27 protein-coding genes and 1 tRNA gene are annotated in these 26,269 nt (G+C 69.5%); 20 read left to right on the top strand and 8 right to left on the bottom strand.

Annotated elements, in window-relative coordinates; genetic code table 11:
- Positions 1 to 29 precede the first annotated feature (29 nt).
- Together AB0305_RS05610 and htpX are read left to right on the top strand one after the other, a co-directional pair.
- The gene (locus AB0305_RS05610) at positions 30 to 1,301 is read left to right on the top strand and encodes an MFS transporter (protein ID WP_364133538.1); all 1,272 of its coding nucleotides are present in this window, start codon (positions 30 to 32) and stop codon (positions 1,299 to 1,301) included.
- A gap of 75 nt (positions 1,302 to 1,376) precedes the next feature.
- A complete protein-coding gene (gene htpX, locus AB0305_RS05605) occupies positions 1,377 to 2,246 on the top strand; it encodes a zinc metalloprotease HtpX (RefSeq protein WP_364133535.1) in 870 nt (289 codons plus the stop codon).
- Positions 2,247 to 2,332: 86 nt separating this feature from the next.
- On the opposite strand, the gene AB0305_RS05600 is transcribed toward htpX, so the two are convergent.
- Complete coding sequence (locus AB0305_RS05600) at positions 2,333 to 2,824, bottom strand: YajQ family cyclic di-GMP-binding protein (protein ID WP_290256015.1); 492 nt, start codon at positions 2,822 to 2,824, stop codon at positions 2,333 to 2,335.
- Positions 2,825 to 3,026: 202 nt separating this feature from the next.
- Between AB0305_RS05600 and AB0305_RS05595 the strand changes: the two genes are divergently transcribed.
- The 8 genes from AB0305_RS05595 (at position 3,027) to trxA (ending at position 7,382) form a co-directional block, all read left to right on the top strand.
- Complete coding sequence (locus tag AB0305_RS05595; protein WP_364133533.1) at positions 3,027 to 3,281, top strand: hypothetical protein; 255 nt, start codon at positions 3,027 to 3,029, stop codon at positions 3,279 to 3,281.
- Positions 3,282 to 3,489: 208 nt separating this feature from the next.
- A tRNA-Tyr gene (locus AB0305_RS05590) sits at positions 3,490 to 3,571 on the top strand.
- A 135-nt stretch (positions 3,572 to 3,706) separates the two neighbouring features.
- Entirely contained in the window at positions 3,707 to 4,129 is a 423-nt protein-coding gene (locus AB0305_RS05585) for an STAS/SEC14 domain-containing protein (protein ID WP_290256013.1), read from the top strand.
- A gap of 184 nt (positions 4,130 to 4,313) precedes the next feature.
- Positions 4,314 to 4,490 carry a DUF1059 domain-containing protein gene (locus tag AB0305_RS05580; protein ID WP_290256012.1) on the top strand — a complete coding sequence of 59 codons (177 nt, stop codon included), beginning with the start codon at positions 4,314 to 4,316 and terminating at the stop codon, positions 4,488 to 4,490.
- Positions 4,487 to 5,653 (top strand): EAL domain-containing protein, encoded by a 1,167-nt coding sequence (locus AB0305_RS05575; protein WP_364133528.1) that lies wholly within the window; start codon positions 4,487 to 4,489, stop codon positions 5,651 to 5,653. Before AB0305_RS05580 ends, AB0305_RS05575 begins: the two co-directional genes overlap by 4 nt.
- A 4-nt stretch (positions 5,654 to 5,657) precedes the next feature.
- Positions 5,658 to 6,212, top strand: coding sequence for a GNAT family N-acetyltransferase (locus AB0305_RS05570; protein ID WP_364133525.1), 555 nt, complete (start codon positions 5,658 to 5,660; stop codon positions 6,210 to 6,212).
- A gap of 96 nt (positions 6,213 to 6,308) precedes the next feature.
- Positions 6,309 to 6,854 carry an acyl-CoA thioesterase gene (locus AB0305_RS05565; RefSeq protein WP_364133522.1) on the top strand — a complete coding sequence of 182 codons (546 nt, stop codon included), beginning with the start codon at positions 6,309 to 6,311 and terminating at the stop codon, positions 6,852 to 6,854.
- Between the two features lie 123 nt (positions 6,855 to 6,977).
- On the top strand, positions 6,978 to 7,382 hold the full coding sequence (trxA, locus tag AB0305_RS05560; RefSeq protein ID WP_290256008.1) for a thioredoxin: 405 nt from the start codon (positions 6,978 to 6,980) through the stop codon (positions 7,380 to 7,382).
- Between the two features lie 120 nt (positions 7,383 to 7,502).
- Here the strand turns inward: trxA and AB0305_RS05555 are convergent, their stop codons facing one another.
- Entirely contained in the window at positions 7,503 to 7,781 is a 279-nt protein-coding gene (locus tag AB0305_RS05555; RefSeq protein WP_290256007.1) for an antibiotic biosynthesis monooxygenase, read from the bottom strand.
- A gap of 112 nt (positions 7,782 to 7,893) precedes the next feature.
- Here AB0305_RS05555 and AB0305_RS05550 point away from each other — a divergent pair, with 112 nt between their 5' ends.
- On the top strand, positions 7,894 to 9,567 hold the full coding sequence (locus AB0305_RS05550; RefSeq protein ID WP_364133519.1) for an AMP-binding protein: 1,674 nt from the start codon (positions 7,894 to 7,896) through the stop codon (positions 9,565 to 9,567).
- Positions 9,568 to 9,590: 23 nt separating this feature from the next.
- On the opposite strand, the gene AB0305_RS05545 is transcribed toward AB0305_RS05550, so the two are convergent.
- A complete protein-coding gene (locus tag AB0305_RS05545; protein WP_364133516.1) occupies positions 9,591 to 10,571 on the bottom strand; it encodes a 3-methyladenine DNA glycosylase in 981 nt (326 codons plus the stop codon).
- Between the two features lie 134 nt (positions 10,572 to 10,705).
- Here AB0305_RS05545 and AB0305_RS05540 point away from each other — a divergent pair, with 134 nt between their 5' ends.
- Positions 10,706 to 11,107: a VOC family protein gene (locus AB0305_RS05540; RefSeq protein WP_364133513.1), complete on the top strand. Its 402-nt coding sequence runs from the start codon at positions 10,706 to 10,708 to the stop codon at positions 11,105 to 11,107.
- A gap of 25 nt (positions 11,108 to 11,132) precedes the next feature.
- Here AB0305_RS05540 and AB0305_RS05535 read toward each other — a convergent pair whose 3' ends face one another.
- Positions 11,133 to 12,320 (bottom strand): SLC13 family permease, encoded by a 1,188-nt coding sequence (locus AB0305_RS05535; protein ID WP_364133510.1) that lies wholly within the window; start codon positions 12,318 to 12,320, stop codon positions 11,133 to 11,135.
- A gap of 78 nt (positions 12,321 to 12,398) precedes the next feature.
- Here AB0305_RS05535 and AB0305_RS05530 point away from each other — a divergent pair, with 78 nt between their 5' ends.
- The 7 genes from AB0305_RS05530 (at position 12,399) to AB0305_RS05500 (ending at position 20,439) form a co-directional block, all read left to right on the top strand.
- Positions 12,399 to 13,784 carry a cystathionine beta-synthase gene (locus AB0305_RS05530; protein WP_364133507.1) on the top strand — a complete coding sequence of 462 codons (1,386 nt, stop codon included), beginning with the start codon at positions 12,399 to 12,401 and terminating at the stop codon, positions 13,782 to 13,784.
- 17 nt (positions 13,785 to 13,801) lie between these two features.
- Entirely contained in the window at positions 13,802 to 14,980 is a 1,179-nt protein-coding gene (locus AB0305_RS05525) for a cystathionine gamma-synthase (RefSeq protein WP_290256001.1), read from the top strand.
- A 5-nt stretch (positions 14,981 to 14,985) separates the two neighbouring features.
- A complete protein-coding gene (locus tag AB0305_RS05520) occupies positions 14,986 to 16,263 on the top strand; it encodes a glycosyltransferase 87 family protein (RefSeq protein WP_364133504.1) in 1,278 nt (425 codons plus the stop codon).
- A gap of 48 nt (positions 16,264 to 16,311) precedes the next feature.
- Positions 16,312 to 16,824 (top strand): helix-turn-helix domain-containing protein, encoded by a 513-nt coding sequence (locus AB0305_RS05515; protein WP_364133501.1) that lies wholly within the window; start codon positions 16,312 to 16,314, stop codon positions 16,822 to 16,824.
- Entirely contained in the window at positions 16,821 to 18,158 is a 1,338-nt protein-coding gene (locus AB0305_RS05510) for an MFS transporter (protein WP_364133499.1), read from the top strand. Before AB0305_RS05515 ends, AB0305_RS05510 begins: the two co-directional genes overlap by 4 nt.
- Positions 18,159 to 18,250: 92 nt before the next feature.
- Positions 18,251 to 19,648: a glycosyltransferase 87 family protein gene (locus tag AB0305_RS05505; protein WP_364133496.1), complete on the top strand. Its 1,398-nt coding sequence runs from the start codon at positions 18,251 to 18,253 to the stop codon at positions 19,646 to 19,648.
- A 5-nt stretch (positions 19,649 to 19,653) separates the two neighbouring features.
- Positions 19,654 to 20,439 (top strand): SDR family oxidoreductase, encoded by a 786-nt coding sequence (locus tag AB0305_RS05500; RefSeq protein WP_364133493.1) that lies wholly within the window; start codon positions 19,654 to 19,656, stop codon positions 20,437 to 20,439.
- Between the two features lie 26 nt (positions 20,440 to 20,465).
- On the opposite strand, the gene AB0305_RS05495 is transcribed toward AB0305_RS05500, so the two are convergent.
- From AB0305_RS05495 to AB0305_RS05480, 4 genes are read right to left on the bottom strand one after another with little or no spacing between them, the layout of a single operon-like run.
- Positions 20,466 to 21,656 carry an acyl-CoA dehydrogenase family protein gene (locus tag AB0305_RS05495; RefSeq protein ID WP_364133490.1) on the bottom strand — a complete coding sequence of 397 codons (1,191 nt, stop codon included), beginning with the start codon at positions 21,654 to 21,656 and terminating at the stop codon, positions 20,466 to 20,468.
- Positions 21,657 to 21,665: 9 nt separating this feature from the next.
- Complete coding sequence (locus AB0305_RS05490; protein WP_364133488.1) at positions 21,666 to 23,186, bottom strand: APC family permease; 1,521 nt, start codon at positions 23,184 to 23,186, stop codon at positions 21,666 to 21,668.
- Positions 23,183 to 24,397, bottom strand: coding sequence for a glutathionylspermidine synthase family protein (locus AB0305_RS05485; protein ID WP_364133485.1), 1,215 nt, complete (start codon positions 24,395 to 24,397; stop codon positions 23,183 to 23,185). Before AB0305_RS05485 ends, AB0305_RS05490 begins: the two co-directional genes overlap by 4 nt.
- A gap of 2 nt (positions 24,398 to 24,399) precedes the next feature.
- Positions 24,400 to 25,062, bottom strand: a complete 663-nt coding sequence (locus AB0305_RS05480; protein ID WP_364133482.1) for a Tat pathway signal protein — start codon at positions 25,060 to 25,062, stop codon at positions 24,400 to 24,402.
- 179 nt (positions 25,063 to 25,241) lie between these two features.
- On the opposite strand from AB0305_RS05480, the gene AB0305_RS05475 reads away from it, so the two are divergent.
- Positions 25,242 to 25,895 (top strand): MOSC domain-containing protein, encoded by a 654-nt coding sequence (locus AB0305_RS05475; RefSeq protein WP_364133479.1) that lies wholly within the window; start codon positions 25,242 to 25,244, stop codon positions 25,893 to 25,895.
- Positions 25,896 to 26,269: the final 374 nt, after the last annotated feature.

Below are 26,269 nucleotides of genomic sequence, written 5' to 3'. Positions count from 1 at the left end.
TAGCCTTGCCGTCCCATTAGAGTTGCCGGGTGGGGAAATTCCTGGCTGACATCACGCCGCTACGCGAGAGCCCGGCGTTCCGCCGCCTGTGGCTGGGAACCGCGGCTTCCGCCGTCGGCAGCCAGCTCACCCTGGTGGCCGTGAGCCTGGAGGTGTACCGCCTCACCCAGGACAGCTTCTACGTGGGCCTGCTGAGCATCTTCGCCCTGGTCCCCCTGATTCTCGGCGGGCTGCTGGGCGGATCGATCGCCGACGCCCACGACCGGCGCCGGGTGGCCCTGCTGGCCTCCTCCGTCCTCTGGCTGACCACCGGCTGCCTGGCGCTTCAGGCCTGGCTGCAGGTGGGCAACGTCTGGCTGCTCTACGCCCTGGTGGCGGTCCAAAGCGGCGCCCAGGCCATTAACCAGCCGGCCCGCAGCGCCATCATCCCGGTATTGGTCCGCAAGGAACTGCTGCCTGCCGCGAACGCCCTGTCCATGATGAGCATGGGCCTGTCCATGACCGCCGGGCCGCTGCTGGCCGGCGTCCTGGTGGCCACCATCGGCTTCGCCTGGACCTACACCATCGACGTGGCCAGCTTCGCCTTCGTGGTCTGGGCCCTGGTCAAGCTGCCGGCCATGCCGCCGGACCGGGTGACGCACCGGGCCGGGCTGCGCTCTGTGGTGGAAGGCTTCCGCTTCCTCGGCACCCGACCCAACCTGCGGATGACCTTCGTGATCGACCTGATCGCCATGATCCTCGCCCAGCCGCGGGCCCTGCTGCCGGCCATCGGCGCCCTGATGATCGGCGGCGGTGAGGCCACGGTCGGCATCCTGCTGGCCGCCACCGCCGTCGGCGCCTTCCTGGCCGGGCTATTCTCCGGTCCGCTGGGCGGCGTCCGCGCCCAGGGGACCGCCGTGGTCTGGTCCGTGATGGGGTGGGGCGCCTCGGTCGCCGGGCTGGGGCTCGTCGTCGTCCTGGCCGGCCGCTCCGGAGGTGCCGGGGTGACGGCCTGGCTGATTCCCGCCGCGCTCTGCTGCGCGCTCGCCGGCATCGCCGACTCGGTCAGCGCCGTCTTCCGCACCACCATCCTGCAGTCCGCAGCGCCCGATCATCTCCGCGGCAGGCTGCAGGGCGTATTCGTTGTGGTCGTCGCCGGCGGCCCTCGCGTGGGGGACCTGCTGGCCGGCGGCGCGACCAAGGTATTGAGCGAGGGCTGGGTGCTGCTGGCCGGGGGCGTCCTGTGCGCCGTCGCGGCCTGGCTGGTGGCCCGGTGGCAGTCCGGTTTCCTGCGCTATGATGCCCGGAACCCGGTGCCGTAGCGGTTCGTTTTCAGAGTGGGATTGGCCCGGCGTTTCCGCGCCGGGGGACGGTTCCGGTTCGGCTTGGGAGGATCTGTGCACAACCATCACAACGGCCTGAAGACGGCCGCCCTGTTCGGTGCCCTGTGGGCGGTGCTGCTGGCACTGGGTGCCCTGATCGCGTCCGGGACCCGCAGCTCGGCCCCGCTGTGGATCATGGCCCTGATCGGCGTCGGCACCACCTTCTACGGCTACTGGAACAGCGACAAGCTCGCCATCCGGGCCATGCAGGCCCTCCCGGTCACGGAGGCCGAGGCGCCCCAGCTGTACCAGATCGTCCGGGAGCTCTCGGCCCGGGCCAACCAGCCGATGCCAAGGATCTACATTTCCCCGACCATGGCGCCCAACGCGTTCGCCACGGGCCGCGATCCGCAGCACGCGGCCGTCTGCTGCACGCAGGGCATCCTGCAGCTGCTGGACCTGCGGGAGCTCCGCGGCGTCCTGGGGCACGAGCTGATGCACGTCTACAACCGGGACATCCTCACCTCCTCGGTCGCGGCCGCCGTCGCGGGCGTGATCACCTCGGTGGGGCAGTTGCTGCTCTTCTTCGGCGGCGGGGACCGCCGGAACGCCAACCCGCTAGCCCTGCTGGCCATGTCCATCCTGGCGCCCTTCGCCGCGTCCCTCATCCAGATGGCAATCTCCCGCACCCGCGAGTACGACGCCGACGAGGACGGCTCGGCGCTGACCGGGGATCCGCTGGCGCTGGCCTCGGCGCTGCGCAAGATCGAACAGGGGGTGCAGCTGGCGCCGTTGCCGCAGGACCAGCGGCTGGTCAACGCCTCGCACCTGATGATCGCCAACCCGTTCCGCGGCGGGGGCATGGCCCGGATGTTCTCCACCCACCCGCCCATGGCCGACCGGATCGACCGGCTGGAGCGGATGGCGGGCCAGCGGCTGGGCTAGGGCCCCCGCCCCGCGACACGGAAAAGACCTGCCGCTGCCGGAATACCGGGAGCGACAGGTCTTTTGCGCGTCGAAATTGAGGGAGCTTAGCTGCGGAAGTTCACGAACTGCAGGTCGGCCTCGTCGAAGTTCTTCAGCAGGGCCATTGTCTCCTGCAGGTCGTCGCGGGACTTCGAGGTCACGCGGAGCTCGTCGCCCTGGATCTGGGACTTCACGGACTTGGGCGCCTCGTCGCGGATCAGTTTGTTGATCTTCTTCGCCAGATCCTGCGCGATGCCTTCCTTGATGCTCGCCTCCAGGCGGAACTCCTTGCCGGAGGGGTAGGGCTCGCCGGTGTCCAGGGACTTCAACGAGATGCCGCGGCGGATGAGCTTGGACTGCAGGACGTCGAGGACGGCCAGAACGCGCTCCTCGGAGTTGGCCTTCATCAGGATCTTCTCGCCGCTGAAGTCGACCTCGGCGCCGACGCCCTTGAAGTCGTACCGCTGGGCCAGTTCCTTCTGGGCCTGGTTCAGCGCGTTGGCAACTTCCTGCTTGTCGACCTTGCTGACGACGTCGAATGTGGATTCGCCTGCCATGACTGTCCTCCTGCTATTTGTCGGTGATGTTTCGCTGTGCCGGCCCTCGGAAAGGGCGGTACTTCCTGCCATCCAGCCTAATACGGATGGCCCGGACGGAGCGGGTGCGTTCACAGTCGGCTCAAAGCGAAACGCGGGTGGGAACGAAGGTTGGCCAGGCAGGGTTGAAGGCGTTGACAGAGTTTCACGAAAGGCAGGGCCCATGAGCCGCAAAGCCATCCAATACGTCACCGCCACCACCGCTGCGGCCGCCGGTTCACTGACGACGGCGGCCACCTCCATGGCCGCGGCCGCCCTGGCCGCCTCGGTGGTCCTGAGCCCCGCCGCCGGGACGATCGCCCGGCTCGACGGCGTCCACGCCGACCTCGCCCGGGCCGTCCAACTGAACCAGGTCACGTCCGAGCAGGCGGCCCGCTTCGAGGCCAGGCTGGCCGGACGCATCCTCGGCGAATCCTGACCGCAACCCACTTAGCCGCGGCCCGCATCCGCCGCGTACTGCCGCCGTCGTTCGGGCCCTTGAGTGGCCTTCACGGGGAGCTGCGGGGCCGATTCGATTCTTCGGCGGAAGTTCTGTAAAGTTGTCTTGCCCGCGGTTGCCGGACACGGAACGAACTGGAAACAGGACGAACCAGGACGGTGGCGCGAGTGATCTTCTTTTGAAGTTCGGCAGATTACCCGAGCGGCCAAAGGGGGCTGACTGTAAATCAGCTGGCAACGCCTACGGGGGTTCGAATCCCTCATCTGCCACCCTCGGAAAAGCCTCCGGAACCATCACGGTTCCGGAGGCTTTTCTTTTGCCCGGCGTCACATCCGCGCGCGGACCGCGGGCCACCGCACCGATCCGGCGCACCGGGGTTATTCTGGCGCTGGAAAGGATTCGACATGGACATCAGCCTGGCGGCGGGAAAGGGTACGCTCACCCTCGACCGGAGCGGCATTCTGCGTCTGAGCTGGGCAAAGGGTTCCTCCGTTGAAGCCGTTGACGCCATGGAATCCGTGCTGGCGGTCGGCAAGGTCAGCGCCGGGCGGATGCTGCCCCTGCTGATCGACATCAGCGACGTCGATGTCAGCGCCGGCGCGAGGAACCACTATCTGGAGAGCCGCTTCGTGTGCGCCGTCGCCCTCGTGGGAGCCACCAATGTGGACCGCGTGGTGGCGGCGTGGATGCGCCGCGGCAATGACTGCCCCCAGCGGTACTTCACCGACATCGACGACGCCGAGGCGTGGCTAAACGGGCTCGAGCGGCCCTCGGCCTTCGATCACGAGCCTGCCGTCGCAAACGCCGTCGAACCCACCCCGGCCTAACTCCCGCCGCGGACGCGAACCTCCGACGAATCCACCCCGGGGCGGCTCCCGGACATCCCCCCAATCCGGCGTGCCACGGCACCCCGCGGCACGCCGAAAAAGTCATCTTCCGTGCAATCGGTTGGCGGACCCCTACCGGGAAGTAGGGTTGTGCCGTTATTCGTGTTGAAGCATAGGAGCTGAAGTGAAGTCGTTTGCATGTGGTGACGTGGTCCCGGGCTGTGAAGCACGCTGGGTCTGCAGCACTGAAGATGAAATCCTGGTCCAGGTCGGTGCGCACGCCGCGTCCGTCCATGGCCTGACCGAACTGCCGCACGAGCTGGTCTCGTCGGTGCAGAAGTCCATCCGCCCGGTCAGTTGAGTCACGGGGCGGGCAGGTCGGGCCCGGAAACCGGCACTTTAACGCCGCCGGACTGGGACGCCCTGCTCGCCGCCGCCTGCCGCGGCGAGGGCCTTGCGACGGCGTATCAGCCGATCGTGGACACCTCCCGCGGGAGCGTCGTCGGGTACGAGGCGCTCGCGCGTTTCCCCGGCTACACAGAGAAAAACCCTGAGGTCTGGTTTGCCGCGGCGCGGACCCACGGCAAGGCCGCCGAACTGGAGGCCGCCGCACTGCGCACAGCCCTGCGGGCGAGGGCGGCCCTGCCTCCCAACTGTTTCCTGACGGTCAATATCTCCCCGGAGCTGCTGACCTCCGAGTGCGTCCGTTCCGTCTGGCGGGACGAGGGGCAGCTGGGCGGCCTGATTGTGGAGCTCACCGAGCAGACTCCGATCGATTCCTATGTCGGCCTCGAGCCGGACCTGAACCAGCTGCGCTCGGCCGGCGCGCTGATCGCCGTCGACGACGCCGGTGCCGGGTACGCGGGCCTGCGCCACCTGCTCGCGCTGCGGCCCTCGATGATCAAGATCGACAGGGAGCTGATCCAGGACGTCGACCGGGACGAGGCGAAGCGGGCCCTGATCGAGATGATGGGGGCCTTCGCGAGCCGCGTGGACGCCTGGATCCTGGCCGAAGGCGTGGAGCGGTCCGAGGAACTCGACGCCCTGGTGGCACTCGGCGTCCCCCTGGTCCAGGGCTACTACCTCGCCCGGCCCGGCCCGCCCTGGGCAGGAATCGAGCTTGACGTCGCGCACCGGCTGGCCAGCTCCCGCACGGTGGCGGACAAGACCGTCATCCGGGACATCGTGGAGGCGGCTCCCGCCGTCCCAACCATCGCCGCCGCGGCCGAGGCCTTCGGAGCCAACCCGGCTCTGGAGGATGTGGTCCTGCTCGGGGAGCACCTCCGGCCGGTCGCACTCCTGAGTCCGGGGGCGGCAGCGATGGGCGTGGTCAGCCAGGGGATTCGAGTCAATCTCGACACCCCGCTGGACCAGGCCCTGGCCCGGTCCATGACCCGGCCCCGGGAGCAGCGCTACGAGGCCCTCCTCGTCACGGACAACGCCGGCCGCTTCGCCGGGGTCGCACGGATGGAGCGCATGATCCTTGCCCTGGCCGCACCCGGAGCAGATGCGGTGGAAGGATAGGGAAATGCCCCCTCCCGATTCCTTGCTGGCCGCCGACCTGCCGGACGGCGTCGTCATGCGCATCGTTCGGGAGGAAGACGCCGGTGAGCTCGCCGATGCCTACCGCCGCAACAGCGCGCACCTCGCGCCCTGGGAGCCGGTCCGCGGCGAAGAGTTCCTGACCCCAGCCGGCCAGCTCGTCAACACCCGGGGGAAGCTGGGGATGTTCGAGGCGGGAACCGGCGTGCCCTGGATCCTGCTCTCCGGACGCCGGGTGATCGGCGGCATGACCCTGAGCGGCATCGTGCGGGGCCCGTTCCTCAGCGCCAACCTGGGCTACTGGGTGGACCAGGACTTCAACGGCCGCGGGATCTGTTCGGCTGCCGTTGCCCACGTCCTCGAAGCCTCATCCACCACCCTGGGACTGCACCGGATCCAGGCGGCCAACCTGCTCCACAACGACGCCTCGCAGAAGGTGCTGCGGCGCACCGGCTTCGACGAGATCGGCCTCGCCCCGCAGTACCTGAACATCGCCGGGCGCTGGCAGGACCACCTGCTGTTCCAGCGGCTGCTCTACTGAGCGTCCGCGCGGAAGGCAGCGGCGGACTTCCGAACGCCGATCCGCCGCGCGGCGTCATCATTGGCACCTTAGTTACCCGCGGGTAACATGGCTGCCATGCACCTGCTGCTCCGCACCCTCTTCCTCCTGATGAACGCGTCCCGGCGCCCGAAACTGGGCATCTGGGATGCCGCAAGCCTGCCGCTCCGGGTCCTGCCCACGGACATCGACATCGCGATGCATGTCAACAACGGCATGTACTTCTCGCTCATGGACCTTGGGCGGTTCGACCTGATGGCACGCAGCGGGACCTGGAAGGCCATGCGGCGGCGCGGCTGGACCCCCGTGGTGGCTGGCGAAACCATCGCGTTCCGCCGCTCCCTGCAGCTCTGGCAGCAGTACACGATCGAAACCAAGGTGATCGGCCTGGATTCGAAGGCCATCTACTTCGAGCAGCGGATGGTGGCAGACGGCGAGATCTACGCCCGTGCGCACATCGCCACCCGATTGGTCAGCAAGGGCAAGCCGGTCAGCCAGGAGGACATCCTGCGCGAATTCGGCGAGCCGCCCGCCGGCCTCGAACTGCCCGAATGGCTGCACTCCTGGCGCGAAACCAACGCCCTCCCGGGTGCCCGCCGCCCGGCGCCGCACCTCTGGGGCTGACCGGACGTACTCACCTCCGCGCCCGCCGGGGGACCCGTCCGGGCACGCGTGCGGGGCGACGGCCGGATGAGCCACGAGCGAAACACCGGCGACTTTCCGGCCCGTCTCGCGTACCGTTGAGAAATGGCAACCGTAGACATTACAGGTGAACAGTTCGCAGCGACCGTCGAGGACAACGATATTGTCCTGGTAGATTTCTGGGCCGAATGGTGCGGCCCGTGCAAGCAGTTCGGCCCCACCTACGCCGCCGTTTCGGAGAAGCACCCCGACGTGGTGTTCTCCAAGGTGGACACCGAGGCCGAGCAGCAGCTGGCCGCCGAGGCCGGCATCACCTCGATCCCCACCCTGATGGCGTTCCGCGAGAAGGTTCTGGTCTTCTCGCAGCCGGGCGCCCTGAACGCCCAGCAGCTGGAACAGGTGGTGGACGCCGTCAAGGCGCTCGACATGGAGGAAGTCCACGCCCACGTCGCCCGCTCGCAGGCCGAAGCCGCCACCAAGCAGGACGGCACGCAGATCCCCGACGCCTAGACCCCACGGCCGGCGTCACAACCAACGCGGGGCCGCCCCAGCTCCATCCTTCCAAGGACGGCGAGCCTGGAGCGGCCCCGCGTTGTGTCGTTATAGGCGGTGGGCTACCCCGGCGAACGGCTAGACCCGCTCCACCTTCACTGGCTCGGCCAGCAGGGCGCTCAGGGACTCGTTCAGGTCCTGGAGGGCGCTGCCCTTCGCGTGCCGGTCCAGGTCCTCCTGGCTGGCCCACTGCTCGGTCAGGACCAGGCGCTCTTCCGTGGCCTCGGTCAGTTCGTAGCGCAGGCAGCCGGGTTCATTGACCACCTCGTCGATCGCAATCTCGAGGGCAAGCTTCACGCGGAAGAATTCGCCGTCGTTGGGGATGAAAGTGGCTCGCAGATCAATGGGTTCGCTCATGTCCTCCAGCCTAGCTGGCGTCCCGACGCTACGACGCGGGTGACTTAAAAATTTCCTAGGACATCCACGCTTTCCTCTTCTCTTGCCGACGGCGTGTTGGTAGCGTCACATCATGCTTGCGTATACCGCCGGGGACACTGACGTCCCGCTGATCGAGGAAACCATTGGCGCGAACTTTGAGCGGATCGCCGCCCGGTTCCCGTACCACGACGCCCTTATCGAGGCCGCCGCCGTCCCGGGCGGTGAAGCCCGGCGCTGGAGCTACGCCAAAATGAACGACGACGTCGACCGGCTGGCCCGCGCGCTGCTCGCCGTCGGCGTCGCCAAGGGGGAGCGGGTGGGAATCTGGAGCCCGAACTGCGCCGAGTGGACCCTGCTGCAATACGCCACCGCCAAGATCGGCGCCATCCTGGTCAACGTCAACCCGGCCTACCGCAGCCACGAACTCGAGTTCGTCGTGAAGCAAAACGGGATGAGGATGCTGGTCACGGCGCCGTCGGACAAGAACAGCGACTACACCGCCATGGCCCGGCAGGCCTTGGCGGAATGCCCGGAACTGAAGGAACTCGTGTTCCTGCCCGCGGGCCAGCCCGGACTCACCGGGGCGGAGCCGGAGAACGACGCCGAGCAGGGCTACGCGGAGCTGCTCCGCCGCGCCGACGACGTCCCCTATGCCGCGCTCAAGGACCGGATGGCGGGTCTGGATCCGCACGACGCCATCAACCTGCAGTACACCTCCGGCACCACGGGCTTCCCCAAGGGCGCGACGCTGACCCACCACAACCTGCTCAACAACGGCTACTCGATCGGTGAGCTGCTGGACTACACCGAACACGACAGGGTGGTCCTGCCGGTGCCCTTCTACCACTGCTTCGGCATGGTGATCGGCAACCTTGCGGCGCTCAGCCACGGCGCGGCCACCATCATCCCCGGCCGCGGCTTCTCGCCGGCCGCCGCGCTGGAAGCCGTCCAGGACTTCGGCGGCACCTCGCTCTACGGCGTCCCCACGATGTTCATCGCGGAGCTGGCGCTGCCGGACTTCGCGTCCTACGACCTCTCCACCCTGCGCACCGGGGTGATGGCCGGTTCCCTGTGCCCTATCGAGGTGATGAATCGGGTGATCGCGGAGATGAATATGCGCGATGTGGCCATCTGCTATGGCATGACGGAGACCTCGCCGGTGTCCACCATGACCCGCAGCGTGGACACCATGGAGCAGCGGACCCAGACCGTAGGCCGGACCATGCCGCAGCTGGAGAGCCGCATCATCGATCCCGTCAGCGGCGAGGTGCTGCAGCGCGGCGAGATCGGCGAACTGTGCACGCGCGGCTACTCGGTGATGCAGGGGTACTGGGACCAGCCGGAGAAGACCGCCGAGGCGATCGACCCCGAAGGCTGGATGCACACCGGCGACCTCGCCCGGATGGACAAGGACGGCTACATCGTGGTGGAGGGCCGGATCAAGGACATGGTGATCCGGGGCGGCGAGAACATCTACCCGCGCGAGATCGAGGAGTTCCTCTACACCCACCCGGACATCCAGGACGTGCAAGTGATCGGCGTTCCCGATGCCACCTATGGGGAGGAACTGATGGCGTGCGTGATCCTCAAGCCGGAGGCCGGCCCGATGGACGCCGAGTCCCTGGCAGGCTTCTGCCGCGGCAAGCTGGCGCACTACAAGATTCCCCGGTACGTGGAGGTCCGCGACAGTTTCCCGATGACCGTGTCCGGCAAGATCCGGAAGGTCGACATGCGGCTGGAGGCCGTGGCGCGCCTGGGCCTCTGACCCGGGTCCCCGGCCGGCGGGTCCTAGTGGTGGCGGTGGTCCTGGATGGTCATCCGTGCGCCGAAGACGGGTTTCCGGAACCCGCTGAGCCCGATCATCCGGACCACCCGCTGGCGGTGCCCGGCCCAGGGCGCCAGCAGCCGGATCATCCCGGCGTCGTCGGTGCGCCGGCCGGTCAGGGCCGCGCCCACGTAGGCGGCGAGGTGGTAGTCGCCCACCGCGATCGAATCGGGACAGCCGTGGGTGCGCTGCACTACCTCGGCCGCTGTCCAGATCCCGACCCCCGGGAGGGTCTGCAGTTTGGTGGCAGCCTCCGCCGAGGGCAGCCCGGCCAGCCGTTCGAGCGCCGCGGCGGAGCGGAGGACGCGCATGGCCGTGTCCGAGCGCTGCGGTCCGACGCCCGCCTTGTGCCACTCCCACGAGGGAATGGCGAGCCACTGCCGGGGCGTGGGCTGGACCATCAGGGTATCCGGGGCCACGGTGCCCGCACCCGGTGCCGGCGTCCCGAAGCGGTAGACCAGGTAGCGGTAGCCGCGGCGGGCCTCGATCACGGTGACCTTTTGTTCCATGATGGTCGGGACCAGGGCGTCGACCATGCGACCGGTGGCGGGCAGCCGGACGGCAGGGTTCCGGTGGCGGGCGTCCCGGACCATGCGGGGGAGCGTGGCGTGGAAGGACGGCTCGTCAAAGTCCGTCCAGTCGTCGTCGCCGCCCAGCAGCCGGGGAACGGCCGCAACGGCTTCCTCCGCGCCGGGACCCCAGGCCCGGGCATCGACTAAAGGATCCGACGCCGGTCCTTGGGCTACCAGGCGCAGGCTGGCCGGACCGGCCGCGGTGGTGAAGGCCAGCCACACGCCGTCGGCGGCGACCTTGACGGCCGGGTCGCCGTGGCCGCGGCGCAGCGGGCTGATGGTCTGCAACAGGTCGAACGGGCCGCCCGGACGCCAGCGCAGCGAGGCATCCGCGGACGCGGACGCGCCGGCGGACAGTTCTGCGGTGGTCATGCTTCCATGTTCCCACGGAGCTCCGACGCCGAGTCGAACGGCCCTGACCGGCGGCCCGACTCCGGTCCTACAATCCCCCCAGGAGAAGCGGGTCCGGGCCGAAGGCGCGGACCCCGGACGGACAGGAGCGGATCATGGGCGGCGGCGTGGTGCACTTTGAACTTCCCGCGGACGACGAGGACCGGGCACGCGGTTTCTACAAGGCGGTGTTCGGCTGGACCTTCCAGGTGATGCCGGAAATGGAATACAGCCTGGCGCTGACCACTCCGATGGATGAGCACGGCCGGCCAGCGGTGGCGGGGTCCATCAATGGTGGCATCTTCCGCCGCGGCGAGCTGCGCGCGCCCGTGGTCACCATCGACGTCGAGGACATCGACGCCGCCCTTCGGGACATCGCCGCCCGCGGCGGCGCCGTCCTGCGCGGCAAGATGGAGGTGCCGGGCTCCGGCTGGAACGCCTACTTCACGGACACCGAGGGCAACGTGGTGGGGCTGTGGCAGAACGCCGTTCCCGCCGAGGATGCCGCCGGCGGTTAGGGCAGCGTTCAGTGCCAGGACAGGGTCAGTGCATCCCGCTGGTCAGCCACAGCGCCACGACCGCCAGCGGCAGCGTGAGGACGATGGCCGCGAGGCCGGCCAGGGCGAAGCCGCCCCAACGGATCTCCACATTCAAGGCCCGCAGCCGCTCGTGCCAGAGCAGGGTGGCCAGGGAGGCCCACGGGGTCACCAGCGGACCCAGGTTCACGCCGATCAGCAGGGCCGCCAGCCGCACGGGCGATCCGCCCACGGGCTCGAGGGCCAGGTAGGCGGGGAGATTGTTGACGACGTTGGCCGCCCCCGCGCCGAGGCCCGCCAGCTGCAGCAGCGCGGGCAGGCTGTCCCCGGACCCGGCGATTCCCGCCAGGGCACGGGTCAGGCCGTTGGAGTGCAGGGTCTCCACCACCATGAAGAGTCCCACCGTGAGCACCAGCGGGCGCCACGGCACCATGGACCAGCGCAGCGAGGACCGGCGGCGCCAGAGGAACAGCACCAGCAGCACCGCGGCCGCGATGCCGGCCGGGATGTAGACCGGCAGGCCGGAGACCAGGGCCGGCAGCAGGAGAATCATGACGCCCGATGACGCGTAGAGCAGTACCTTGTCCCGGACCCCGTGCGGGGCCTGGCGGCCGTATCCGCCGCGCAGGTCCTTGCGGAACGCCAGCCACAGCAGCACCAGCGGCAGCAGGATGCCCACCAGCGAGGGAGCCCAGACCAGGCCCGCGAAGCCGGCGGGGCTCAGGCCCAGCCGCGACTGGGCCAGCAGGTTGGTCAGGTTCGAGACCGGCAGCAACAGCGAGGCCGTATTGGCCAGCCAGATGGTGGTCAGGGCGAACGGCAGGGGAGGGATGCGCGCGTGCACCGCCAGCAGGACGACGACGGGCGTGACCAGCACCGCCGTCGTATCCAGTGACAGGAAGATGGTGGAGACCGTGGACAAGCCGATCACCAGCAGCCACAGCAGCAGGACCCGGCCCCGGCCCCACGCCGCCAACCGGTCCGTCACAGCCCGGAACAGGCCGGCGTCGTCCACCAGTTCGGTCACCAGGGACATGGCCACCACGAACGCCAGCACGGGAACCGTGCGGTCGGCCAGTTCGCCGAACGCCGGCAGCGGCAGCAGGCCCACTGCCAGCGCCAGGATGCCGGCCAGCAGCATGCCGCCGGGAACCGCGTAGCTGCGCAGCGCAGGCAGCCAGGAATTTCGCTTCACCGGCTAATCCTCGCACCCGCGCGGGCCCCGCACGGCACGGGAGCGGCCCGGCGGCGCGAAGACGGTAACTTGGTAGTCATGAAGTACGCGCCGTCCGTCCTGGACCTCATCGGCAACACGCCCCTCGTCAAGCTCAACCACGTCACCGAAGGCATCGCGGCGACAGTGCTGGTGAAAGTGGAATACCTCAACCCCGGCGGGTCCATCAAGGACCGGATCGCGGCGAAGATGATCGACGAGGCCGAGCGCAGCGGCAAGCTCAAGCCCGGCGGCACCATCGTGGAACCGACCTCCGGCAACACCGGCGTCGGCCTGGCCCTGGTGGCCCAGCAGAAGGGCTACCGCTGCATCTTCGTGGTCCCGGACAAGGTGGGCGAGGACAAGCGCTCCGTGCTGCAGGCCTACGGCGCTGAGGTGGTTGTCACCCCCACCGCCGTCGCCCCGGACAGCCCGCACAGCTACTACGGCGTCTCGGACCGGCTGGTCCGGGAAATCCCCGGCGCGTACAAGCCTGACCAGTTCTCCAACCCCGCAGCCCCCGGCAGCCACTACGAGACCACCGGCCCGGAAATCTGGCGGGACACCGATGGCCGGGTCACCCACTGCGTGATCGGCGCGGGCACCGGCGGAACCATCACCGGCACCGGCCGCTACCTCAAGGAAGTCTCCGCGGACCGGCCCGAGTCCGAGGGCGGCGTCGTCAAGATCATCGGCGCCGACCCCGCCGGCTCGGTCTACTCCGGCGGCACCGGCCGTCCCTACTTCGTCGAGGGCGTCGGCGAGGACATGTGGCCCGGCAACTACGACAAGGGCGTCCCGGACGAGGTCCTCGCCGTCACCGACGCCGACTCCTTCGCCATGACCCGCCGCCTGGCCCGCGAGGAGGGCCTCCTGGTGGGCGGTTCCTCCGGCATGGCCGTGGTCGCCGCGCTGCGGGCCGCCAAGGACCTGCCGGCCGACGCCGTCGTGGTGGTTATCCTGCCCGACTCCGGCCGCGGCTACCTGGCCAAGATCTTCAATGACCAGTGGATGCGCTCCTACGGCTTCCTCGCCAGCGGCGACGAGGCCTCCGTGGAAGAGGTGCTCAAGGCCAAAACCGGGGAACTGCCCGACCTGGTGCACATCCACCCGAACGAGTCCGTCCGCGACGTCATCAACATCATGAACGAGTACGGCGTCTCGCACATCCCGGTCCTCTCGCAGGAACCGCCCGTGGTGATGGGCGAGGTCCTCGGCTCCGTCGACGAACGCACGCTGACCGCCAAGCTGTTCCGCGGCGAGGCCGCCCTCACGGACAAGATCTCCGAACACATGGAGCCCCGCCTGCCCGTGATCGGTTCGCTCGAATCGATCTCGACCGCCCGCGAACTCCTCTCCGACGCGGACACCCTGATGGTGACCTTCGTCGGCGCGCCGGTGGGCATCCTCACCCGCCACGACCTCCTCGCCTACCTCAGCAACTGACACCTCCAAGGAGTCCCATGTCCTCGTCTGACAGCACCCCCGCAGGCTTCAACACCCGCGCCGTCCACGCCGGCCAGGCCTTCGAGCCGCGCACCGGTGCCGTGGTCCCGCCGCTGCACTTCTCCTCCACCTATGCCCAGGACGGCATCGGCGGACTCCGCTCCGGCTACGAGTACGGCCGCGGCGGCAACCCCACCCGCGACGCGCTGCAGGAGCAGCTCGCCGCGCTTGAGGGCGGATCGCACGCTTACTCCTTCGGCTCCGGCCTGGCCGCCGAGGACTCGATGATCCGCGCCCTGACCCGGCCCGGGGACCACATCGTCCTCGGCAACGACGCCTACGGCGGAACCTACCGCCTGATCAGCCGCGTCCTTGGCGAGTGGGGGATCGGCAACACCCCGGTGGACATGTCCGACCTGGACGCCGTCGCCGCCGCGGTCGCCGCCAACCAGACCCGGCTGGTCTGGGTGGAGACCCCGTCCAACCCGATGATGAAGATCACCGACATCGCCGCGCTCGCCACGGTGGCGCACGACGCCGGGGCCCTCCTGGTTGTGGACAACACCTTCGCGTCCCCGTACCTGCAGAACCCGCTGGCGCTGGGCGCCGACGTGGTCGTCCACTCCACCACCAAGTACATCGGCGGCCACTCCGACGTCGTCGGCGGCGCGATCGTGGTCAACGACCCGGAGCTGGCCGAGAAGATCGGCTTCGTGCAGTTCGCCGTCGGCGCCGTGTCCGGGCCGATGGACGCCTTCCTGACCACCCGCGGGCTGAAGACCCTCGGCGTGCGGATGGACCGGCACAGCGACAACGCCCAGGCCGTAGCCGAATGGCTGCTGCAGCGCCCCGAGGTGGAAGCCGTGCTCTACCCGGGCCTTCCCTCGCACCCCGGCCACGAACTGGCGAAGAAGCAGATGAAGAAGTTCGGCGGCATGGTCTCCGTGCAGTTCAAGGGCGGCGAGCAGGCTGCCCGCACGGTGGCGGAATCCACCTCCGTGTTCACGCTGGCCGAATCCCTCGGCGGCATCGAGTCGCTGATGAACTACCCCTCGGAGATGACGCACGCCTCCGTCAAGGGCACCGAGCTGGCCGTCCCGGAGAACCTGCTCCGGCTCTCCTGCGGCATCGAGGACGTGGAGGACCTGATCGCGGACCTCGAGCAGGCCTTCTCCCGGCTCCAGCCGGGCAGCTAGCGCCGGTGTCCGTTCTCTCCACGCCGGCCCGCACCCCGCTGCGCGGCTGGCTCGCGACGGCGGCCGGTGCGGCCGCCGTCGTCGTTGCCCTGGTGGTCCTCTACACGGCCTACGAGCCGCTCATGAACGACTTCGAGGTCTACTTCTACGGCGGCAACCGCGTGCTGCAGACCGGCGAGACCGGGGTGAACGAACTCTACGCACCCCGGGAAGGGCTGCCGTTCACCTACCCGCCGTTCGCGGCCTTGGTCTTCGCCGCGATGGCCCTGCTGGGGTCCGCCGGCGGCAGCACGGTCTTCACGGCGACGGCGCTGCTGGGCGCCCTCGTGGTCTCCGCCTGGCTTACCCGGCACTACTTCGGACTGGGCCGGTGGCGGGACGCGGCCGCCGACTGGCGGTTCCGCTCCGTGACCCTGGCCGGCACCGCCGCGATGCTGCTGCTGGGACCCTGGCGGGACACCTTCGACTTCGGCCAGATCAACATCATCCTGATGGGCCTGATCCTGGCCGACTTCGCCCTCTACGGAAAGTCCCGCGCGGGGGAGCTGCGCTGGCCCGCGGGGCTGCTGATCGGCGTCGCCGCCGGCATCAAGCTGACCCCGCTGGCGTTCGGGCTGTACTTCCTGGTCCGCCGCGACTTCAAGGCACTGGCCTGGATGGCCGCCGGCTTCTTCGGCTCGATCGCCCTGGCCTGGGCGCTGCTGCCGGCCGCCTCGGTCACCTTCTGGACCAAAATCCTCCCGGACACCGGCAGGATCGGCGGCCCGGGCTACGTGGACAACCTCTCGGTCAAGGGCCTGCTGCTGCACCTGGGCCTGCCGGATGCCACCTCCACCACCCTGCTCTGGCTGGTGCTGTCGCTGGCGCTGGCCGCCGTGGCCGCGCTGGTCATCCACTGGGCGCTGGCCGCCGACGAGAACTTCGTGGCCGTCTCCGCCACCGCCGTGCTGATGCTGCTGGTCAGCCCCGTCTCCTGGTCCCACCACTGGGTCTGGATGGCCGTCGCGCTGCCCTGCCTGGGCTTCGCCATCCACCGGGTGCCCTCCCGGAACGGCCGCATGAGGATCGCCGGGTGGGTCATCCTTGTCGCCACCGCCGCGGCGTTCTACCTGACGCCCAAGTACCTGGCGGTCCTGGCCGGGGCGCACGAGTGGGGCAAGGGACCGCACACCCAGTGGCAGCTGACCCTCGCCAGCCTGGGCGTGCTGTGCGGGATCGCGATGCTGGCCTACTGGGCCCTGGCGTACCGGCCGTCCCGCACCGCCCTCCGCTCCCGGGACTGATCCCGGAAAAATCTGGCTTTCTTGAAAGAAGTCAGCTAGCCTGCCGGTATGGCACTGAGATCCGACTGGTCCGAGCGCACCTGCAGCATGGCCCGTGGCCTGGACATCCTCGGCGACCCCTGGGGCATCCTCGTCCTCCGCGAGATCTTCTTCGGCAACGGCCGGTTCGATGCGATCAAGGACCGGCTGGGCGCCTCGGACTCGGTGCTGACCCGGCGGCTCGCGGCGCTCGTCGAGGCCGGACTGCTCACCCGCCGCCCCTACGACGACGGCGGCCGGAGCCGAGAGGAATACGTGCTCACCGCCAAGGGCCAGGACGCGCTGCCGGTGCTCAACGCCGTCGTCATCTGGGCCGAAAAGCACCTGCCCGCCCCCACCCCGGAGGCCCACATGTTCGTGGTCCACACCGGCTGCGGGCAGCGGACCAGCTCCGCCGACACCTGCACCGGCTGCGGCGAGCGGCTGAGCGCCGGCAACACCAGCTGGCATAGCCTCACCCGGACAGACCGGCCCGTCCCGCTGGCCACAGCCCCCGCTCCGCGGAACGGAGCCGCGGCATGAGCGCCCGGCCCGCCGGTTCTGCGGACGTCGCCGCGTCGACCCGGCCCCCGTCGGGCCGCCGGCACCGGATCCACCCCGCGTGGACGGTGGCGGCCGTCGCGTTCCTGGCCCTGGTGGGCGCGGCAGGATTCAGGGCCGCTCCCGGCGTGCTGATGGTCCCGCTGCAGCAGGAATTCGGCTGGTCCACCACGGTCCTCTCCGCCGCGGTCAGCATTAACCTGGTCCTGTTCGGCCTCACCGCACCCTTCGCTGCGGCCCTGATGGAGCGCTTCGGCATCCGGGCCGTCACCGCCGTCGCCCTGGCGCTGATCGGCGCCGGCAGTGCCCTCACCGTCCTGGTGAACCAGTCCTGGCAGATCCTCCTCACGTGGGGGCTGCTGATCGGGCTCGGCACCGGCTCCATGGCGCTGGTCTTCGCGGCCACCATAGCCAACACCTGGTTCGCCACGAGGCGGGGCCTGGTGACCGGCATCCTCACTGCCGGAAGCGCGGCCGGGCAGCTGGTCTTCCTGCCCTTCATCGCGGCCCTGGCCCAGCACCCCGGCTGGCGGCAGGCCTCCCTGCTGATCGCTGCCGGGGCCCTGGCCGTGGTCCCGCTGGTGCTGAAGTTCCTGAAGAATTCCCCGGCCGACGCCGGCGTCCTGCCCTACGGGGCCGAGACCCCGGAGGCGTTCGAGGCCGGCCCGGCACCCGTCCCGCGCGTCAACGCCGCCGTCCGGGCCCTCCGGGTGCTTCGCCGGGCCAGCAGGATCCGCACCTTCTGGGCCCTCGTGGCCGGCTTCGCCATCTGCGGCGCCACCACTAACGGGCTCATCGGCACCCACTTCATCCCCTCCGCGCACGACCACGGCATGCCGGAGACCACCGCGGCGGGGCTGCTGGCCGTCGTCGGGATCTTCGACATCGTCGGCACCATCGCGTCCGGCTGGTTCACGGACCGCTTCAACCCGCGGGTGCTGCTCGCCGTGTACTACCAGTTCCGCGGCATCGGGCTGCTGGTGCTCCCGCTCCTCCTCGGTGCCGAGGTCCAGCCCAGCATGATCGTCTTCGTTGTCATCTACGGCCTCGACTGGGTGGCCACCGTCCCGCCCACCGCGGCGATCTGCCGTCAGGTGTTCGGCGCCGACGGGGGCGTTGTCTTCGGCTGGGTGTTCGCCGCCCACCAGCTCGGCGCCGCAGCGGCCGCGCTGGCCGCCGGGGCCGTCCGGGACGCCACCGGGCAGTACACCTACGCCTGGTTTGCCGCGGCCGCAATGTGCACCATCGCGGCGGTCATCAGCGCCACGATCCGCAAGGACGCCGGGCGCGACGCCAAGGTCGCGGTGCCGGCCTGAGCACTCGGTAGGATGAACGGCGGGGACGGGCACAGACGCCGCCGGCGCGCTGCGCCGTCGTCCCGCTGCAGCATCTATTGGGGGATCCACACATGCCACTGCTCGACGCCGACTACCCGCACGCCCCGTCGTCCGCACTCGCGGACGCCCCGACGAGGGTTCCGGGCCGCCGACGCCTCGGCGTTGCCATCGCTGGCGCCCTGCTTCCGCTGGGTCTGGCCGCCGTCGCCCTGGCGGTGTGGCATTGGCTGTCCGGCTGGGGTGAGCAGGGCCTGGACTTCAGCGTCTACTGGTACGGCGGGAAGATCCTCAACGACGCGGGCCCGACGGCGTCGGAGCTCTATCGGGGCAATGTCGACTGGGCCGGAGGACCGGGCCTGCCATTTACCTACCCGCCTTTCGCCGCCCTCCTCTTCAGCCTGCTGGCCCTGCTGCCCGAAAAGATCGCACTGAACCTGTTCAACACCGCCGGCGTGATCACCGCCCTCTGGGTCGCGGTCCGGGCGGTCCGCTACTGGACAGCAAAAGCCGACTGGCGGGCCGTTTTCCGGTCCCTGAGCAACCACTGGGCCGCAGCCGTGCTGGTCCTGGCCGTGATCAATCTCGGCCCCTGGCGCGAGACACTGGCCTTCGGACAAATCAACATCCTGCTGATGGGCATGATGGCGGCGGACCTGCTGGCGCGGAACCCCCGCCGGGCGCACGTTGTCCCTGGCAGCGGGTTCCTGGTGGGGGTCGCAGCGGGCATCAAGCTGACGCCGCTCGTCTTCGGGCTCTATTTCCTGGTTCGCAAGGACTGGCGCGGCCTGCTGAACATGGGCGCGGGATTCCTCACCACCGTGCTGCTCGGAGCGCTGCTGCGCCCGGCCGAGTCCGTGGAGTTCTGGTTCCGGATCCTGCCGGACACCTCGCGGATCGGCGGCGCGGGCTACGTGGACAACCTCTCGCTCAAGGGCGCGCTGTTGCACTTCGGAGTTCCCGAGAACGCCGTGACCGTGCCCTGGCTGGTACTGAGCCTGCTCGTGGTGGCGCTGGCGGCCGGCATCATCAAGTCCGCGAGCGAACAGGGAGCCCGGGTGGTCGCCATCTCAACGACGGCCCTCACCATGCTCTTGATCAGCCCCGTCTCCTGGTCCCACCACTGGGTGTGGGTCGCCGTCGTCCTGCCGGCCTTCGCCTGGACCCTGCGCGAAACCCCCGACCTCTACCGTGGGACGCGCGGGCTGATGGGTGCGGTGCTGGGCGTCTCCGTCCTGGTGTTCTTCTTCTCGCCGAAGACGATCGGCACGGCGTTCGGCGCGCAGAACCTCGACGTCCAGACGCCGGGGCTCTGGATCATGGCCTCAAGCGCCGGGGTCTTCTGCGCCGTCGCCCTGCTGTTGTGCTGGCGGCTGGCCTTGCGCCGCGGGTCGCTGGCCCACACCTTCGACGTGCACACCGCGCCAACGCCGGTCCGCGCACCGGCTGCCGCGCGGGCCGCGCTAGGCTGAGGCGCATGACCTCGACTCCCGCTGCCCCCGACCCCGCCCCGGTTCAGCGCAGGACGGCAATGGTGACCGGCGTCGGGCGGCTCGCGGGCCTCGGGGCCGGCATCGCGCGGCGGCTGGCCGCCGACGGCTGGGACCTGGTGCTCACCTACTGGCAGGACTACGACGCCCGGATGCCCTGGGGCGTCCAGCCGGACGACGTCGAACGCCTCACCGCCGAACTGCAGGCCACCGGGGCGGCGGTGGTGGCGGTACCCGCCGACTTCGAGGATCCGCAGGCCGTCGACGTGCTGATGGCCACGGTCGCGGAGGAGGGCGGCACCCTGCACGGACTGGTGCTCAGCCACGCGGAATCCGTGGACTCAGGCATCCTGGACACGTCCCTGGCGAGCTTTGAACGGCACTTCGCCGTCAACACCCGCGCCAGCTGGCAGCTGATCGCGGCGTTTGCCAGGCAGGCGCCGGTCGAAGGCGGCGCAATCGTGGCGCTCACCAGCGACCACACCGCCTTCAACCTGTCCTACGGGGCGTCCAAGGGCGCCCTGGACCGGATCGTGATAGCCGCGGCGCGGGAGCTGGGACCGCAGGGAATCAGCGCCAACGCGCTCAACCCCGGCCCCGTGGACACCGGCTGGATGGATGCGCAGCTGCGCCAGGAGCTGGCCGGGCGGCAGCCCGGCGGACGGCTCGGCACCCCCGCGGACGTTGCCGGGACGGTGGCGTTCCTGCTCTCGCCCGAGGGCCGCTGGATCTCCGGCCAGCTGGTCAAGGCCGACGGCGGCTTCTCCGCCTGACGCCCCTTAGCCCGGGCCCCGAACCGCTAGCGGAACGCCGGGAGACCGGTGATGTGCTGGCCCAGCACCAGGGTGTGCACCTCGTCGGTGCCCTCGTAGGTGCGCACCGATTCGAGGTTGGCCGCGTGCCGCAGCGGTGAGTAGTCCAGGGTGATGCCGTTGCCGCCCAGGATGGTCCTGGCCTCCCGGGCGATCGCAATGGCTTCCCGGACGTTGTTGAGCTTGCCGAGGGAAATCTGCTCGGGCCGCAGCTGGCCGGCGTCCTTGAGCCTGCCCAGCTGCAGGGCCAGCAGCGTCCCCTTCTGGATTTCCAGCAGCATGTTCACCAGCTTCTCCTGCGTCAGCTGGTAGCCGGCCAGCGGTTTGCCGAACTGCAGGCGCTCCTGCGCGTAGCGGAGCGCCGCCTCGTAGGAATCCCGGGCCGCGCCCATGGCACCCCAGGCGATCCCGTAGCGGGCTTCGTTCAGGCAGCTGAACGGGCCGCGCAGTCCGCGAGCGGATGGGAGCAGCGCCTCGGGTCCCAGCCGGACGCCGTCGAAGGTGATGTCGCACTGGATCGAGGCGCGCATCGAGAGCTTCTGCCGGATCGGCGCGGCCGTGACCCCGGCGGTGCCGGCCGGAACAAGGAAGCCGCGCACGCCGTCGTCGGTCATGGCCCAGACCACCATGATGTCCGCCACGGAAGCCAGACCGATCCAGCGCTTGGCGCCGTCCAGGATCCAGCCGGCGTCCTCGCCGCTGCCGTCCCGGCGGGCGAAGGTTTGCATGGCGGCGGGATCTGAGCCGGCGGTGGGTTCGGTCAGGGCGAAGCAGCCGATCGCCTCGCCCGCGGCCATGCGCGGCAGCCACTGCTGCTTCTGGTCCTCGGAGCCCCACAGGTGGATGGCGGTCATGGCCAGCGAACCCTGAACCGAGACGAACGTGCGGATGCCGGAGTCCCCTGCCTCCAGCTCCATCGCGGCCAGGCCGTACTCGACGGCGGAACGGCCCGGGCAGCCGTAGCCCTCCAGCTGCATGCCCAACACGCCCAGCTCGCCGAGCTCCGGGGCCAGGTCCAGCGGGAACACGCCCTCGTCGAACCACTCGGCAATCCCGGGCCGGATCCGCTGCCGGGTGAAGTCGCGGACCTTCTCCCGGACGGCCAGCTCCTCGGAGCTGAGCAGGGAATCGATGGCGAGGACGTCGGAGACGTCGGACACTTCGGCGGGTCGGCTCATGCGGCCATCCTACGGCCGGGCGCCGTCGACCGCGGGCTCCGTCCGCGTGGGCCGGACGAAATAGTCCCGCGTGGCGGGGGCGAAGCGGCAGACGGCGGCGAGGACCACACCCAGTGCCAGCAGCACTACCCCGCTGACGAAGGCCCCGCCGACGCCGAAGATGGTGGTGTTGCCGTAGCCCGGGTCCCACATCTGCACCGCGGAGACCACGAACGCTGCCGTCAGCGCCACGGCCCCGACGGCGGGCAGGATCCCGCGGAACCACAGGCTCCGGGCCGAAGCGCGCAGGGTCCCGCGGAAGTACCAGACACAGGCGAACCCGGTCAGGGCGTAGTAGAAGGCGATGAAGAGGCTGATCGAGCTGATCGAATCGGCCAGCAGGTTCTGGCTCAGGATGCTCATCAGCACGTAGTAGCCCACCGCCGCGGCGCCCATCACCTGGGTGGAGAACCCGGGGGTCTGGTTGCGCGGGTGAACGTGGGCGAAGCGCCGGGGGAGCGCGCCGTGCACGCCCATCGAGAGTGTGCCGCGGGCCGTCGGGAGGATAGTGGTCTGGGTCGAGGACAGCACCGAGGCAAGGACCGCGACCACGATCAGCCAGCCCCAGGGGCCGAGTACGGTGTCCTTCATCGCCAGGAAAACGTCGCTGCGGTTGGCCTCGTTGCCCAGCCCGATCCCGTCCGTGCCGACCGAGGCATACATCATCACCAGCAACGCCACCGAGACATAGATCGCCACCAGGACCACGGCGGAGAGCACCGCGCCGCGGCCGGGAGTGGTGGCCGGGTGCTCGGTCTCCTCGTTGACCGCCAGGCAGGTGTCCCAGCCCCAGTAGATGAACAGGGCCAGCAGCACCCCGTGCACCGCAGCGCCCGGATCGGTGACGAGCGCCGCCGGGTTGAACCAGGCCGGGTCGAACGGCTGGCCCGAGGCTGCGGGGCTGCCGGCGGCGATCTGGACGATCAGGGCCACGGCGAAGATGCCGAGGGACACGTACTGGACGTAGGTCAGGGTGCGCTGGACGTGCTCGCCCAGCCTGATTCCGCGATAGTTCACCAGGGTCATGAAGACGATGAAGACGACGCCGGTGGCCGTTACCACCAGCGGGTTGCCGGCGAGCGACCCGTCGCCGATCAGCAGCCAGAGGTACTGCCCGGCGACCTGGGCGAGGTTCGCCAACACCACGATCCCTGCCAGCGCCACGCCCCAGCCGCCCAGCCACCCGGCCCACGGGCCGAAGGCGCTGCGGGCCCAGGTGAAGGTGGTGCCGCAGTCCGGCATGGCGCTGTTGAGCTCGCGGAAGGCGTACGCGATGAAGAGGACCGGAATGAAGCCCAGGAGCAGGATCAGCGGCGTCGCATTGCCGTTGACGGCCATGATCAGGCCCAGGGTGGCGGCGAGGGAGTACACCGGGGCCGTTGAGGCCAGGCCCAGCATGACGGAGTCGCCCAAGTCCAGGATGCCGGCGCGCAGGCCCTTGGCCGGGACGGCTTCCGCGGCTCCGGGCGCCGCCGTGGAGGGGATGGTCATAGCGCGATACCTGCCTTGGTGGAGTTCTGGCCGGCCGGGGGAGCGGGGGCCGGGGCGTCAATGGTGTTGGGGACGAAGCGGCAGAAGTAGTCGGTGACAGGGCCGTCGGATTCGCGGATCCCGCAGCCGACCGATTCGCCGTCGACCACCCACAGCCCCAGCACCGGCCGGTTGCCGTCGAAGTCCGGCAGGGCATGGAACTGCTGGTAGCACCAGCCCTCCCGGCCGTAGTCCCCGGGCTGCTCCAGGCTGAGGCCGTCGGCGTGGATCCGGATGTTGTCCCCCTCCCGGCCGTGCAGCGGTTTGGCGACCCATTCCCGCAGCGGGCCCGGGCCGTCCAGATAGGCTGGCAGCAGGTTGGGGTGGCCGGGGTAAAGGTGCCACAGCGCGGCAAGGAGTGCCTTGTTGGAGAGCAGCATCTTCCACGCCGGTTCCACCCAGCGGGGATTGGAGGCCCGCTGGAAGAGCCGCTGGCCAAACGGTTCCTTGATCATCAGCTCCCAGGGGTAAAGCTTGAACATGGTGCTGATCAGGTAGTTGTCCAGGTCCACGAACCGGTTGAGGTTGGGATCCCAGCCGATGTCCGACATGTTGATCCCAACGGTGCTCCAGCCGGCCTGCTCGGCCACGTCGCGCATGTACGCGGCGGTCATCCAGTCCTCGCCGGATTCCTCCTCCTCAGCGTGGGCCACGTGCAGGGTGCTCATCCCGGTCCGGTACTGGAGCTTGCGCCACTGCCGGATCAGGGCCTCATGGATGCCGTTCCACTGGTCCTTTTCTGGGTGGACGTCCTGCAGCCAGAACCATTGGGCGACGGCGGCCTCGATCAGGCCGGTGGGGGTGTCCGCGTTGTACTCGAGCATCTTCGCCGGGCCGCCGCCCCCGTCGTAGACGAAGTCGAAGCGGCCGTAGATGTCCACGTCGCCGGCCTGCAGCGATGCGGCCGCCAGCTCGAGTGCCTGCGGGCCGATGCCGATCCCGCCCATCGCCCCGGTGGCCAGGAACTTTGCCGCCTCCAGGCACATGAGGTGCATCTGCTCGGCAGTGGTCTCCAGCGTCTCCACCTCGTCCATGGTGAATTCGTAGTAGGCGTCCTCGTGCCAGTACTCGAGGGTTTTCCCGTCGGGAAGCTCGGTGGTGGAAAACACCAGGCCCTGTGATTCGATCCGGGCCTTCCAGTCCGGGCGGGGTGTGGAGTGCAGCCGTTTCATCCCTAGCCTCCCGTGCTTCCGCCCTTGGCGCTGCCGCCGAAGCCGCCGCGGCTGACCGTTCCGCCCTTGGAGCTGTAGCCGGTGGAGGCCTTGGCGCCGGAGGGGACGGTTTTGCTGAAGCTGGGGTAGGCGGAGCGGTTCTGGCCGATGCCGGGGACGCTGGCGCCGCGAGAGTAGAAGTACCAGGCGTAGATGCCCGAGCTGCGGCCGGCGGTGCTGCTGTTGCCGCACTGGGAGTCGTCCACGCGCTCGCCGGTCTCGTCGTTGAAGCAGACCTGGGCGTAGTCGGCGTCGTCGCCGCCGCTGGAGACCATGGCGGTGATGGTGCCGGCCAGCAGCGCGGTGACACCGAGGCCGACGACGACGGTGCGGCGCTGGGAGCGCTTCTTCCGCGCCGCTGCGGCGCGCTCGCGGTCCCGCTCGAACGGATCGAACACGGCGGTGGGGCCGGCCTCCGCCTGCCCCTGAGCCGGTGCGGGGTTGGTACCGGCCTGATCCAGCAGTTCGGACCGGAGTTCGGGCTGGGGGACCTGCCAGGGTGGCGGCTTGGGACCCTTCCCGGGCGTGGTCGCGTCGCCTTGATTGGCAGCCTTGTCAGCGGCCCGGTCGCCTGCCGGCTCCCCGGGCTGGTCCGCGGCGCTGCGCCCGCCGTCGTGCGTGTCCATGCTTCCCCCTGCGTGGTTGCTTCTCCGAATGGCGGGCCTGCGTCGGCCGGGACGGCCCGGCACTCCGGCGGACCGCGGAATTCTGAAAGCCAGCCTAACCGGCAAACAGCCGGTCCGCAGCGGATTCGACCGCTCAAAAACCCGGCCGCGCTGTCCCCGCGCCGGCCTACACTGGTGCCATGGAAACCGCATCTGTGCTTGCCGTCTGCGTGGTGCACCAGTTGCTCGGCGATGAGGGACGGCTGGGCGTCACCGCCATCGACAAGCGCCCGGTCCAGGGCCCGGTCAAGGTCCACCGGCTGGGACTGCGCGGCGACGTGCAGGCCGACCGGCTGGACCACGGCGGCGAGGACCAGGCGCTCTACGCCTATTCGCAGGACGACGCCGACTACTGGGCGGAGGAACTGGGCCGGGACATCCCGCCGGGGTACTTCGGCGAGAACCTTCGGGTGGCGGGCCTCTCCGCTACGGATGCGGTGATCGGCGAACGCTGGCGGATCGGGCTGGACCTTGAGGTGGAGGTCACCTCGCCCCGCGTTCCGTGCAGCACGTTCCAGCGCCGGGTGGGGGAGCCCCACTGGGTCAAGCGCTTCACCGAGGCCGGCCGGGTGGGGTCCTACCTGCGCGTGGTCAAGCCCGGCACCATCCAGGCCGGCGACCACATCCACCGGCTCTACGTCCCGGCGCACGGCGTCACAGTCGGCAAGTGGTTTGCCGACCCCACCCCCGAGGACGCGGACGCCCTGCGGGACGCCGAAGCGGACGGCTCCATCCGGCTGCAGCCCGAGTACCACCGGATGTTCGAGAAGCTGCAAGCCGGCCGCATGGCCTGAAGCGGGCCGTAGCCGTAGGCCTGCGCCGTGCCTAAATACGCCTTGGCCCTGGCCCCGACGGCCGGTGTGCGCAAGCTCACCGCCGTCGTCGTCGTTCTCCGTTGGCGCCCGTGCGGGGCCATGGCCTACACTTGAAACATCCCCCACTCCGGAAATCCCTAATTCCTGCCCAATTTTTGAGGCAGGACTGGTAAGTGTTGGGGCCCGCCATTGTGAGCGGGCATTTTCATAGGGAGAGCCGGCTAAAGAAAACGCTGTACAGACTGCTGGGATAGCAGCCAAGAGATGCAGCGTGAAGTCCTGCCAGGGATTGCGAAAGCGCCGGACTTCTGTGACCGGCCGGTCAAAGGATGCCCGGCGTTAGTGCGTCACGC

It is taken from the genome of Arthrobacter sp. NPDC080086, from assembly GCF_040702285.1.
The sequence above is the reverse complement of the archived record's forward strand: the minus strand, read 5'-3'. Positions and strand labels throughout refer to the sequence as shown.